This window comes from Salinibacterium sp. NG253, from assembly GCF_015864945.1.
Taxonomy (GTDB): Bacteria; Actinomycetota; Actinomycetes; order Actinomycetales; family Microbacteriaceae; genus Rhodoglobus.
In genome coordinates this window covers 291,329-303,670 of the sequence record NZ_JADYWF010000002.1, presented here as the reverse complement: position 1 = coordinate 303,670, position 12,342 = coordinate 291,329, and the positions used below count along the sequence as shown (strand labels likewise).

The 12,342-nt window shown below is 61.1% G+C and carries 8 protein-coding genes; 4 read left to right on the top strand and 4 right to left on the bottom strand.

Annotated features, from left to right (window positions below; genetic code table 11):
• Nucleotides 1-29: 29 nt before the first annotated feature.
• Entirely contained in the window at nucleotides 30-1,031 is a 1,002-nt protein-coding gene (locus tag I6E52_RS11350; RefSeq protein WP_197157522.1) for a LacI family DNA-binding transcriptional regulator, read from the bottom strand.
• A 218-nt stretch (nucleotides 1,032-1,249) separates the two neighbouring features.
• Here I6E52_RS11350 and I6E52_RS11345 point away from each other — a divergent pair, with 218 nt between their 5' ends.
• From I6E52_RS11345 to I6E52_RS11330, 4 genes are all read left to right on the top strand, one after another.
• Entirely contained in the window at nucleotides 1,250-2,518 is a 1,269-nt protein-coding gene (locus I6E52_RS11345) for an extracellular solute-binding protein (protein WP_197157520.1), read from the top strand.
• A 63-nt stretch (nucleotides 2,519-2,581) separates the two neighbouring features.
• The gene (locus I6E52_RS11340) at nucleotides 2,582-3,553 is read left to right on the top strand and encodes a carbohydrate ABC transporter permease (RefSeq protein ID WP_197157518.1); all 972 of its coding nucleotides are present in this window, start codon (nucleotides 2,582-2,584) and stop codon (nucleotides 3,551-3,553) included.
• A 10-nt stretch (nucleotides 3,554-3,563) separates the two neighbouring features.
• Nucleotides 3,564-4,451 (top strand): carbohydrate ABC transporter permease, encoded by an 888-nt coding sequence (locus tag I6E52_RS11335; RefSeq protein ID WP_197157515.1) that lies wholly within the window; start codon nucleotides 3,564-3,566, stop codon nucleotides 4,449-4,451.
• 50 nt (nucleotides 4,452-4,501) lie between these two features.
• Nucleotides 4,502-6,817, top strand: coding sequence for a glycoside hydrolase family 3 N-terminal domain-containing protein (locus I6E52_RS11330; protein WP_197157511.1), 2,316 nt, complete (start codon nucleotides 4,502-4,504; stop codon nucleotides 6,815-6,817).
• Nucleotides 6,818-6,981: 164 nt separating this feature from the next.
• Here the strand turns inward: I6E52_RS11330 and I6E52_RS11325 are convergent, their stop codons facing one another.
• From I6E52_RS11325 to I6E52_RS11315, 3 genes are all read right to left on the bottom strand, one after another.
• A complete protein-coding gene (locus tag I6E52_RS11325) occupies nucleotides 6,982-8,775 on the bottom strand; it encodes a S9 family peptidase (RefSeq protein ID WP_231602077.1) in 1,794 nt (597 codons plus the stop codon).
• A gap of 140 nt (nucleotides 8,776-8,915) precedes the next feature.
• Nucleotides 8,916-10,433, bottom strand: a complete 1,518-nt coding sequence (gene glpK, locus I6E52_RS11320; RefSeq protein ID WP_197157507.1) for a glycerol kinase GlpK — start codon at nucleotides 10,431-10,433, stop codon at nucleotides 8,916-8,918.
• Between the two features lie 69 nt (nucleotides 10,434-10,502).
• A complete protein-coding gene (locus tag I6E52_RS11315) occupies nucleotides 10,503-12,278 on the bottom strand; it encodes a glycerol-3-phosphate dehydrogenase/oxidase (RefSeq protein ID WP_197157505.1) in 1,776 nt (591 codons plus the stop codon).
• Nucleotides 12,279-12,342: the final 64 nt, after the last annotated feature.

Below are 12,342 nucleotides of genomic sequence, written 5' to 3'. Positions count from 1 at the left end.
GCGGATGCTGGCCACGCGGCCGTGGGGCGCTAGACCGAGTCGCGCCGCACGAGGGTTGTGGGCAAGGTGTCCCTGATCGGCCCCGCCGCCGGAGCGGCGATGAGCTCGGCGAGCGCCGTGACCATCCGCGCCCCGAGTTCTTCGAGGGGCTGCCGCACCGTGGTGAGCCGCGGTTCGAGAGTTGTCGCAATGACGGTGTCGTCGAAGGAGACGAGCGAAATATCTTCGGGCACTCGGCGACCGCGCGCTTTGAGCGCTCCCACTGCGCCAGCCGCCATGAGGTCGGACATCACGAAGACCCCATCAAGATCGGGACACTGATCGAGCAGTTGTCCCATCGCTTCTGCGCCGCCCGCTGTTTGAAAGTCTGACTCGGCGACGAGGGAACTATCGAGACCGTGCGCGTCGAGGGCCTGTTGAAATCCTCGAAGACGGTCTTGAGAGACTCCCATGCCCTGCGGACCAGTGATGACACCAATGCGGCGCCGGCCGGCAGAGATCAGCGCCTCCGCGGCGAGCGTGCTGCCACCGATATTGTCGGAGTCGACATATGACAGGGGCGCCTCGGTTGACTCAGTGGGCCGCCCCAGAAATACGACGGGAAGATCGGACTGCGCGAGCAGGCGAGGGAGCTCGGTGTTGTGCGCTTCGAGAATAACCATGGCGCCGTCTACGTGGCTTGCTTCGAGGAAGCGCAGAAACTTCTCATCGCTTTCATCGTTGGCGCGCAGCAGCATCACGAGTTGTTGATCGGTCTTGGCTATCTCACGGATGGCTCCGTGTAGCGCCATCGCGAAGAACGAGTTGGTCATGCCCTCAATGTTGGTTTCCGAGACGATGAGCGCAACCGAGTCGTGGCGCCCCCTAGCCAACGAGCGAGCTGCCGGGTTAGGGCGAAAGCCGAGTTTTTCGGCTGCGCGCTGCACCGCAGCGCTGCGCTCGGGGTGCACGGTGAGCTTGCCGTTGATCGCGCGAGAGGCCGTGGTGCGCGATACACCGGCCTCACGCGCGACGTCGTCGAGGGTAACCATCTGCACATCATCCCCTGCCTCGTCGCAATTCGTGGAACGCGCACCGCTGATCGTTGCGAATTTTAGGGAAGCGCGATCTTTTTGTTGTGATTCCCCACATAAGCCTATACGGTGGCATTACTTCATCAAGGAAGCGCTTCCTCGACTAAACCTCGAACGTCTCTTCCGAAATGGATGCTCCCTTAATTCCCCAATCACCCCTCAACGTGGAGGACGCAATGTCAGCGAAAAGAATCGCCAGAACAGTGATCGCCGGAGGCGCAGCTCTTGCGCTTCTTGCCGGATGCTCGGGCGGAGGTGACACCGACGGAAAGATCACTCTCGACGTCTGGACGTTTGGTGGCATGGGCCTCGACGAAGCATTCGCGACATACCAAGAAGAAAACCCCGACATCATTCTCAAGGTCACCAACGCGGGTGGCTCTGATGAACAAGCGCAGGCGCTCACCACTGCCCTCGCCGGCGGCAAGGGTCCCGACGTCGCCGCAATTGAAGTCGGTTATATGTCGCAGTTCAAAGCTCAGCCGCAAAACTTTGTTGACCTGCGTACTCTCGGGGCCGACGACATTGAAGACACGTATCTCGACTGGCGCTGGTCTCAAGGTGTCGCCGCTGACGGTTCCGTTGTCGGCATCCCGACCGATGTTGGCGGGCTGGCCATGGCGTACCGCACCGACCTCTTCGAGGCTGCGGGGCTCCCCACGGACCGCGATGAAGTGAGTGCACTCTGGCCCACCTGGGATGACTTCATTGACGTCGGCGCCCAGTATCGCGAAGCCACCGGCAAGGGCATGATCGACAACGTCAATAGCGCGATCTTCAACCCGGCCGTCCGCCAAGGCGACGAAATGTACTACGGCTCAAGCGACGATGACCTCGTGTACGACAGCAACCCCGACGTGCAAGAAGCGTTCGGTTACGCCCTCGACGCGATCGATGCCGACATCACGTCACGCACGCCATCCTGGAGTGAAGCATGGAACGCAGGCATGAACAATGGCGACTTTGCCGTGCTTGCCGCTCCCTCCTGGATGATGACGTACATTTCGCAGCAGGCGCCCGATACGGCAGGAAAGTGGGACATCGCAGCGGTTCCCGAGAACGCCGGCAACTGGGGCGGTAGCCAGCTCACCATCCCTGCGAAGTCTGATCACCCTGAAGAGGCATTCGCCTTCATCGAGTGGCTCATGTCGCCAGAACGTCAGCTCGAGATCTTCCAGGCTCACGGCAATTTCCCGTCGACTCCGGAACTCTACGAAACTGCAGACATCCAGAACTTCACGAGTGAATTCTTCAGCGATGCCCCGGTCGGGCCGATCTACGCGAACAGCGTGAAATCCATCAAGCCGATCTTTGAGGGCCCGCAACAACGCATCATCGACACCGCGATCTTGAATACGCTCTCGCAAGTCGAGAACGGCGAAGAGCCCGCGGCGGATGCGTGGCCTAACGCAATGAAGAACGTCACGACTGCCCTCGGCGGCTAGTGCTCTCGGGGTGGGCTCACGCTCGTGAGCCCACCCCTCCCATCCCCCGTCAAGGAGTTCGCCATGGTTTTGTCTGCCCCTCCCCGTTCATCCCCTGCTCGTCAGCGCACGAAGAGTGCCGCTCCTCAGCCTCGACGTCGCATCAAGTCGGCGTCGCGCATGGATGCCTTCGCTCCGTATATGTACATCGCACCGTTCTTCGCACTGTTCGCGGTGTTCGGCCTGTTCCCCACCGTCTTCACCTTCTATGTTGCTCTTTTCGACTGGAACCCGATCGGCGGCCAAACGTTCATCGGCTTCGAGAACTTCGTCACGCTCTACGGCGACGAACGATTCTGGAATGCGATGCGCAACACCTTCAGCATCTGGATTCTCTCGACGGTGCCGCAGCTACTACTCGCGCTCTTTCTGGCCCAGTTGCTCAACAATGCGCGGTTGAAATTCGCGAACCTCTTTCGGATGACGATGCTCGTTCCGTACATCACCTCGGTGGTGGCGACGACAATCGTCTTCGCGTCGCTCTTCGGCCGTGACTACGGTCTCATCAACAGCTTCCTCAACCTCTTCGGAATCGAGTCGATTGACTTTGCGGCGAACACGTTCGCGAGTCACATCATGGTCTCCACGATGGTGCTGTGGCGCTGGTTTGGCTACAACACCCTGATCTATCTCGCAGCGCTTCAGGCGATCCCCAAAGACGTCTACGAGGCGGCTGCCATCGACGGCGCCGGCGGGTTCAAGCAGTTCATCTTCGTCACGATCCCCTCGCTTCGCCCGGTCATCATCTTCACGGTGATCGTCTCGACCATTGGCGGCCTGCAGATCTTCACCGAACCGCTGCTGCTCTCCTCCCCCGGGCTCACGGGCGGTGCTGGTCGCCAATTCCAGACCCTCAGCCTGTTCATGTACGAGCAAGGCTTCGGAGACTTCAAGTTCGGCTATGGCTCGGCCGTTGGAGTAACGCTGTTCGGCTTGATCGTCGTTTTCTCCGTCATCAACTATTTGCTCTCTCGTCGCATCACCTCAGACGAATAAGGACGCCATCATGACCACTCATTCCTCAAGCGCCGCTCCCGTCACACGGCCCGCGGGCCGCCCGTTCAAACGCGCCTTTGCCGGCCGCGTTCGCTGGTGGACCTACGCGTTCCTCATCGCCTCAGTCTTTATGAGCGCCTTCCCGCTCTATTGGATGTTCGTCGTCTCCACCAACGATTCGGCTGCGGTCTCGCAAACACCCCCGACCATCCTCCCCGGCGGCAACTTCTTCGCGCTTGCCGAGCAGGTCTTCACGACGGTGCCGTTTGTGCAGAGCTTGGCGAACTCGTTCATCGTGGCGGGGAGCATCGCAATTGCTCAGATGATCCTCTCCACTCTCGCCGGCTTCGCGTTTGCGAAGTTGCAGTTTCGGGGCCGGGATCCGCTCTTCATCGTGGTGCTCATCACGATGATGGTTCCCACGCAGCTCGCGGTTATTCCGCTCTACATGATCATGTCGAACCTCGACTGGATCGATTCGCTGCAAGCGCTCATTGTGCCCGGCATGGCGAGCGCGTTCGGCATCTTTTGGATGCGTCAGCACCTCTCGACCGTTCTCAACAACGAGCTCATGCAGGCAGCGCGAATCGACGGGTGCAGCACCTGGCAGATCTACTGGCGCATCGCGTTTCCCCTCGTGCGCTCAGCTGCCTTCGTGCTGGGCCTGCTCGCGTTTGTCACGGCGTGGAACGACTTCCTCTGGCCCCTCATCGTGATCCAATCGCCTGAAAACTACACGGTGCAGTTGGCCATCAAGGCGCTGCAGCGGCAGTACTTCGTCGACTACGGCCTCGCCATGTCCGGGTCATTCCTCGCGACGATTCCGCTGCTGATCCTGTTCATTTTCGTCGGCCGCAAGATGGTTGCCGGTGTTATGGATGGCGCGTTCAAGGGCTAAGCCCTCACCTGCCGTAGCTTCCCCCTTCGCTTCCACTCCAGAAAGAAATAATGACTCTCTCCAGCACTGCACTGTCTGACGTTCCCGAAACGAATGATCAGGTCGAGAACCTCATCGCGCAGATGACTCTCGAAGAAAAGCTCGCCCAACTCGTCGGCATCTGGGTCGGGGCCGGCGTCGATGGCCAAAGTGTTGCCCCGATGCAGAGCGCGCAAGACGATGGCGCCGATGACTTCAACGAATTCGCGAAGAACGGCCTCGGCCACCTCACCCGTGTGTTCGGCACGGTTCCTGTCAGTCCGAGTGCTGGCCGGTCGGCACTCGGCCGCACCCAACGCTGGCTGCGGGACAACACTCGGCTCGGCATCCCCGCGATTGCGCACGAAGAGTGCCTCACCGGGCTCGCTGCGTGGCAAGCCACAACGTTCCCTACGCCGCTCGCCTGGGGCGCAACATTCGACCCAGCGCTCATCGAGGAGATGGGGCACGCCATTGGCGAAAGCATGGCGAAGCTCGGGGTGCACCAGGGGCTCGCTCCCGTACTCGATGTGATCCGCGATGTGCGCTGGGGCCGCGTTGAAGAGTGCATTGCCGAAGACCCTTTCGTGGTCGGAGAACTCGGTTCCGCCTACGTCCGTGGGCTGCAATCCACGGGTGTCATCGCCACCCTCAAGCACTTTGTCGGGTACTCGAACTCACGGGCAGGGCGCAACCTTGCTCCCGTCTATGCCGGGCCCCGCGAAGTCGCCGACGTGCTGCTTGTTCCTTTTGAGATGGCGGTGCTGGATGCGGGCGTGGGCTCGGTCATGCACTCGTACGCCGAAATTGACGGCGTGCCCGTCGCATCCGACCCCACTCTTTTGACCGACCTTCTGCGCGACCGTTGGGGCTTTGAGGGCACCGTGGTCGCCGACTACTTTGGCGTCGCGTTTCTCGAATCACTGCATCAGGTTGCGAGGGACCTCGGCGACGCGGCCGCGCAAGCTTTGGCTGCGGGAGTCGATATCGAGTTGCCGACGGGCAAGGCCTACCTGGCACCGCTCGCCGAGAAGGTTCGCAACGGCGACGTCGATAGTGCGCTCGTCGATCGGGCACTGCGCCGAGTGCTCGTGCAGAAGCAGCAACTCGGCCTACTGGAGCCCGAATCCGCCGCATTCTCGGTGGATGCCGCTGACGACGAGATCGACCTCGACCCGCCGCATCACCGCGCGATCGCCGCAGCCATTGCCGAGAAGTCGGTCACGCTGCTGAGCGACGGCGGCATACTGCCGTTGGCTCCGGATGCTCGCATCGCCGTCCTGGGCCCCAACGCGCACCGCACCGCGGCGCTGTTTGGCTGCTACTCCTTTGTGAATCATGTTCTTGAGCGTCACCCGGAGGTCGAAATGGGTTTCGACGCTGAGACGCTGTTCGAGAGCCTCCACCACGATTTCAGTTCGGTGCTCGGTTTCGCGCCGGGCTGTGCCGTGGATGACGACGACACCTCACAAATTGCCGAGGCTGTTGAGCTCGCACAATCCGCCGGCGTCGCAGTTATTGCCGTCGGTGATCATGCTGGCCTCTTCGGCCGTGGCACCGTGGGCGAAGGCTGCGACCGCGACTCGCTCGAGCTTCCCGGCGTGCAACGTCAGCTCGTTGAAGCCGTGCTCGACGCCGGAACCCCGGTTGTACTCGTGGTCATTTCCGGTCGCCCCTATGCCATTGACTGGGCGGCAGCTCGCGGCGCGGCCATCGTTCAAGCGTTCTTCCCTGGTGAAGAAGGTGCCGCGGCGATCAGCGGTGCGATTGGCGGTCGCATCAACCCCTCGGGCCGGCTCGCTGTCTCGGTGCCGCGCTCGGCGGGGTCGCAACCGTACTCCTACCTTCACCCGCGACTCGGTGAACCGAGCGAAGTCTCGAACCTCACGACCGCCCCCGCGTTCCCTTTCGGCTTCGGGCTCAGCTATACGAGCTTTAGCTATTCGGAGGCGGGCGTCGCCTCCGAGACGATCGCTGCCGACGGCAGGTTCGACATCCACTTCACGGTGACCAACACGGGCACCCGCGAAGGCGACGACGTCATTCAGGTGTACGCCAACGATGTCGTGGGTTCTGTTACCCGACCAATGCGTCAGTTGGTCGCCTTTACTCGAGTGACACTTCAGCCGGGAGAGTCGCGAACTCTCTCGATGAGCATCCCGACCACCCGCATCGCGTTCAGCGATCGCAGTATGACGCGCATCGTCGAACCGGGTGACGTGAGGCTGTGGCTCGGCAGCGACTGCGAGACCGAAGCGGCGCCGCTCGGAACAGTCACGATCACCGGGGCCGTTCACCCCGTGACCACGGACGACAGTCGAAACGTGGACATCACCGTCGTCGCGTAGGCGGCCTGGCTTTCGGCGGGCGACAGAGCATCGCCCGCCGAAATAGCGGATGCCGCACCGCCCGTACTTGTCCCATGGGCACGCGGGCTCCGCACAACAGCGCCCCGGTCGAGATGGAGACCGGGGCGCTGCTGGAGCCGATCAGATGATCGGAGAGGGTGTACTTACGCTGCGGTGAGCGTGTTCGATACCGAGATGAGGGTAACGATTGCCGCGTTGATGAAGCCGGCGATGTACGGGTTGTTCGTCTCACGGTAGATCTTGCGCGAGATGACTGCGGTTACGGCCAAGATCAGGATGACCGGGAACAGCCAGATGCTGAAGATTCCGCCGAAGCCGTCGATCGTGTATCCAGTGGTGAAGAAGTGCGTGTACTGGGCGATGACGAGAACGATGGGTGCCAGAGCGTTGAAGAACGCGAGCAGTGCCGTGTTGATCCACTCCTTGCCGCGGATGGAGAAACGGTTGAAGGCGTTGACCGCAACCGAGTTTGCGACGAAGTAGAGGCCGAAGAGCGGCAGGTACATGAGCGCAATGCCCACCTTGTCTGGCGTGAAGGCCTTGACGGCAACTACCCACCAGCGGAAGTCGGTCTTGAAGAAGTAATCAAGCACGAACACGATGAGGTACGCGGCAACAACAACCACAACACCGAGGCCGATGCCGTGGAAGAACTTCTTCCAGCCCGGCAGCACACCGGAGGCGCGAAGGTCGAGACCGTTCTTGCGTCCGAACACGAGGTACGAGATCGTCATGATGATGATCGCTGCGATCGCGTTGATGGCGGCCCAGAAGGCGACGAAGAATACGGCGCCCTGCGGCATGAAGAACTGCACAGCGTTGAACGCAATCGCGCCCACCCACGGGGTGTTAGCAAGAATCAACCAGCTCCAACCGGAGATGATTGCCGAAACGCCCATTCCGCCCCAGAACCATGCGAGTCCCTTACGAGTAGCAGGAACCACGACGGCAGCAGGAGTGCGCAGACCAGCAAAGGCGCGGGTCGTGAGCATAGCCCGCGTGAACGCGAGGAGGAAGATTCCGAACCCGATCAGACCGATGAGGGTGAAGGTTTCCTTAACCTGCCACACCTGCGTGCCTGAATCGATGGGGTTCGGTGCGCCGAACGCTTCTTCGAAGAAGTCGAGCTGGTGTGCGACCGTGCTCTTGGAGATGGTTCCCCACGGGTGAGTCTGAGCCGGCGTGTAAACGATACGCAGAGCATCCTGGCCATCAACGGAGTCGGTGTAGAACTCGCCGTTTTCACGGGTGTCCGAAATCGTGTCAGGAGCTGCACCGAAGTGGAGGAACGACTGTGCGTTCGGGGTTCCGATGTAGTCGCGCGGCGGAGTGAGAACTTCACCCTCAGCGCTGTAGCTGCGGAAGAAGAACTCGTCGTACTGGTCAGCGACGATTCCGACATCGCGGGCGCCGTAGAGGTTGAAGTACGCGTTGTCTGCTTCGGCATCCGTGTACACAGCGTCGTTGTCGACGAGCAGAACGGCCGAGATCAGCTGTTCGTCAGCGGCGTTGTCGATGAACATCGAGAAGTTGGCTGCACGAGCACCGTTCGAGTGACCGCTCACACCAATCTTGTCGGTGTCGACGTACGGGAAGTCGGCGACGAGCTTCACAGCGTCGTACATTCCGGTTCCGCCGAGAGTGACATCGGTCGTCAACGGCGACGAGTTGCCGTGACCGTACATGTCGATCGACACGACAACATAACCGCGGCGGGCGAGCTCAACATAGTTGGCATCCTGCATTTCGCGGTTGTTCCACCAACCGTGGCTCACCACGATGGCCGGAACCTTGTTGTCGACGGTCGCGGAATCAGGCTTGAAGAGCAGAGCGCTCATGGTCTGACCCGACGAGGTCTCCCAGTTCATGTCCTTGACGCTGATGGACCCTGCACCGGTTTGCACGATGGACGCACCAATAGATGCGACCAACATCATTACTAACGAGAGAACGAGCCAGAAGCTGTTCCTCTTAACTAACGAGGTTTTCATTGATTCCCTACCCCTTCGTGGGTATCGATTGCTGTGTGATTACGAACGTGACTGACAGCACGTCCTTCATGGGTTTGGCAGGCGGATTAGGTCTCCACGTCCTCATCAACCCAGCCCATGGTCTTGGTTACCGCTTTTTTCCAGTTGCGGTAAAGCTGATCTCTCTCGAGGCGAGCCATCTGCGGCTTCCACCTCTTGTCTTCGTTCCAGGTCGACAGCACATCGTGCTCGCTCTCCCAGAAACCGATCGCGATCCCGGCTGCAAAGGCGGCGCCGAGGGCGGTCGTTTCGGTGATGCGGGGGCGGATGACATCCACGCCCAACTGGTCAGCCTGAAACTGCATGAGAAGTTCGTTGGCCACCATGCCGCCGTCGACGCGGAGCTCCGCGAGGTCGACTCCGGCATCCGCGTTCATGGCATCCATGACCTCGCGCGTTTGGTACGCGGTGGCTTCGAGCGCGGCGCGAGCGATGTGGTTCTTGGTGACGTAGCGCGTGAGTCCGAGAAGGGCTCCCCGAGCATCCGGTCGCCAGTAGGGGGCGAAGAGTCCGGAGAAGGCGGGAACGAAGTAGGCGCCACCGTTGTCTTCGACCTCAAGCGCTAGTCGTTCGATATCAGGGGCGTCGGCGAACATGCCGAGGTTGTCGCGCAGCCACTGCACGAGCGATCCGGTGACAGCGATCGACCCTTCGAGGGCATAGACCGGAGCAGCATCACCGATTTTGTAGCAGACGGTCGTGATGAGGCCATTGTTGCTGTGCACGCGTTTGGTGCCCGTGTTGAGCAGCAAGAAGTTGCCGGTGCCGTAAGTGTTCTTAGCCATTCCTTCGTTGAAGCACGCCTGACCAAACGTGGCCGCCTGCTGGTCGCCGAGGATGCCCGCAATGGGCACTCCGGGAAGCGAACCGTGATCGCGGCAGTGGCCGAAGATCTCGCTCGATGAACGAATTTCGGGCAGCATCGACATCGGGATGCCCATGTCGGCCGCGATGTCTTCGCGCCACTGGAGGGTGTCGAGATCCATCAGCATGGTGCGGGAGGCGTTGGTCACGTCGGTCGCGTGCACTCCCCCATCGACGCCACCGGTGAGGTTCCAGAGCAGCCAGGTGTCGATGGTTCCGAAGAGTAGTTCGCCGCGATCGGCCGCTTCTTGAGCTCCATCGATGTAGCGCAGAATCCAGGTGACCTTGGGCCCAGCGAAGTACGGTGCGAGCGGGAGACCAGTGATGGCTTTGTACTTTTCGAGCCCCTCGGTGCCCGCGAGTTCGTTCACGATGTGCTGGGTGCGGGTGTCTTGCCAGACGATCGCGTTCGTGACCGGCTTGCCCGTGAGCTTATTCCAGACGACAGTGGTTTCACGCTGGTTGGTGATGCCCACCGCGGCGATGTCCTGGTAGGTGAGGTTGGCGCGTGACAGCGAAAGGCCTACTGTCTCGCGAACGTTGTCCCAGATTTCCATCGGGTCATGTTCGACCCAGCCTGCTCGCGGAAAAATCTGTTCGTGTTCGAGCTGCCCGTTCGAGATGATACGCGCGTCATGATCAAAGATGATCGAGCGCGAGCTCGTCGTCCCCTGGTCAATTGACAAAATGTACTGTGTCATTTTTGGCGTATCTCCATTGATCGTCTGTACTTCTCTAGGGCAGTTTCGTGCCCGGTTTCAGTAGTTCGGTTACTTCGATTCGAGTGCTACGGGCGGGGTAACGAGCGGCACGATCTGCGGTGCTGCTTCGCGCACGGTGGATGCGGCTTCGTCATCGCGGGTGAGCGCAGCAGCAGCCACGGCATCCGCCATCTGGTGGTAAACGGCGACTTCGTGAGCGGTGGTCTGCTCGTCCCAACCGAGCAAGCTCGCTGCGATTTCGGCGACCTCAGGAACGGCGGCCATTCCCTCGTTGAGGTACTCGTAGTTCATCCGAGTGCGTCGCGTCATGAGGTCTTCGAGGTGCAGGGCGCCTTCGTGCGTGATGGCGTAGGCAATCTCGGCACGCAGGTACGCGGACGCGTGCGTGAGCGGCTTGCCCATCGTCGGGTCGGCATCCGCCATCGCAGCGATTTCACTAACGTTTGCGCCATAGCGGTGCAGCAGGTGATCGATCATCTGATCGCTCCAGCCGTACTTGGTGCTGAGCTCGGCGGCACTAGCGCGGGCCTCCGCGAGACCGTCAGCACCGAGAAGCGCAACGCGGGCGGTGGTCGACGGATTAGCTTTGGCAGCCTCTTTGCCGATGGCAAAGTCGACGGCATCCTTGGCCATGACGCGGTAGGTGGTGAACTTTCCACCGGCGATCACGGTGAGGCCGGGGATGGGCGATGCCACGGTGTGCTCGCGCGACACCTTGGCCGAGTTGGTGCCTTCCATCGTGCCGGGCTGCAGCAGGGGGCGAAGACCCGCCCAAGTGCCGATCACGTCGGTGCGGTCGATGGGTTTGGCGAGAACCGCGTTCGCTTCGGCAATGACGTAGTCGATGTCGTCGGCGGTAGCCGCGGGGTTGAGCAGGTTCTCTTTCCACGGGGTATCAGTGGTGCCGATGACCCAGTAACGCGACCACGGGATAACGAAGAGCACGCTCTTGGACGTCTGCAAGATCAGGCCGGCTTCACCCTTGATGCGCTCGCGCGGAACAACAATGTGGATGCCCTTGGAGGCCAGGACCTTGAGTCCGCCGCTTTCGTGGGCAAGCTCTTGAGTCTCGCCCGTCCAGACGCCGGTGGAGTTGATAACGGCCTTGGCACGAACGGGGAAGGTCTTTCCGGTTTCGAGGTCGACCATGACGGCACCGTTAACGGCGCCATCCTCGTTGTGAGTGATTTCAATGACCTGGGTGCGGCTGGCTGCTGCCGCACCGTGGGCCGAAGCGGTGCGGATGACGCTCACGACATAGCGAGCATCATCGACGTTGGCATCCCAGTATTCGATCGCGCCAACGGCAGCGTCGTGGGCGAGGCCGGGGAATCGCACCGCGAGTTGTTTGCGTGACAGGTGGCGGTGCCACGGCACGCTGCGCTTGCCGCGGGAGTTCTTGACGGTAACCGAGGCGAGGAAGTCGTAGAGGGCAATACCGGCGCCGACGAAGGCACGCTCCCACACGTGGTGGCGCAGGGGGTAGAGGAAGGGCAGCGGACGCACGAGGTGCGGTGCCACATTGTTCAGCAGCAGGTCGCGCTCGGTGAGAGCTTCATGAACAAGCTTGAAGTCGAGCATCTGCAGGTAACGCAGTCCACCGTGAATGAGCTTGCTGGCGCGGCTGGAGGAACCCGCGGCCCAGTCTTGGGCTTCGACAACAACGGTGTCGAGACCCCGAGTTGCGGCATCCAGTGCGATCCCCGCACCGGTGATTCCTCCACCAATAACGAGCACGTCAAGCTCACGACCCGGCTGTGCACTGTCAACGAGGCGCTGGATAGCGCTGTCGCGGGTTTCTCGAGTGAGGGACTGATCAGCCATGAACAATGCTCTTCTAACGTGTGGTGGTGGTACCGCCGAGGGCGGCTGTGAATCCTCTGAGATG

Bases quoted from the DNA above. Each gene is read 5' to 3' on its own strand.
- I6E52_RS11315 (WP_197157505.1), bottom strand. From the start codon at position 12,278: ATGGCTGATCAGTCCCTCACTCGAGAAACCCGCGACAGCGCTATCCAG.
- I6E52_RS11325 (WP_231602077.1), bottom strand. From the start codon at position 8,775: ATGATGTTGGTCGCATCTATTGGTGCGTCCATCGTGCAAACCGGTGCA.
- I6E52_RS11350 (WP_197157522.1), bottom strand. From the start codon at position 1,031: ATGGTTACCCTCGACGACGTCGCGCGTGAGGCCGGTGTATCGCGCACC.
- I6E52_RS11340 (WP_197157518.1), top strand. From the start codon at position 2,582: ATGGTTTTGTCTGCCCCTCCCCGTTCATCCCCTGCTCGTCAGCGCACG.
- I6E52_RS11345 (WP_197157520.1), top strand. From the start codon at position 1,250: ATGTCAGCGAAAAGAATCGCCAGAACAGTGATCGCCGGAGGCGCAGCT.
- glpK (WP_197157507.1), bottom strand. From the start codon at position 10,433: ATGACACAGTACATTTTGTCAATTGACCAGGGGACGACGAGCTCGCGC.
- I6E52_RS11335 (WP_197157515.1), top strand. From the start codon at position 3,564: ATGACCACTCATTCCTCAAGCGCCGCTCCCGTCACACGGCCCGCGGGC.
- I6E52_RS11330 (WP_197157511.1), top strand. From the start codon at position 4,502: ATGACTCTCTCCAGCACTGCACTGTCTGACGTTCCCGAAACGAATGAT.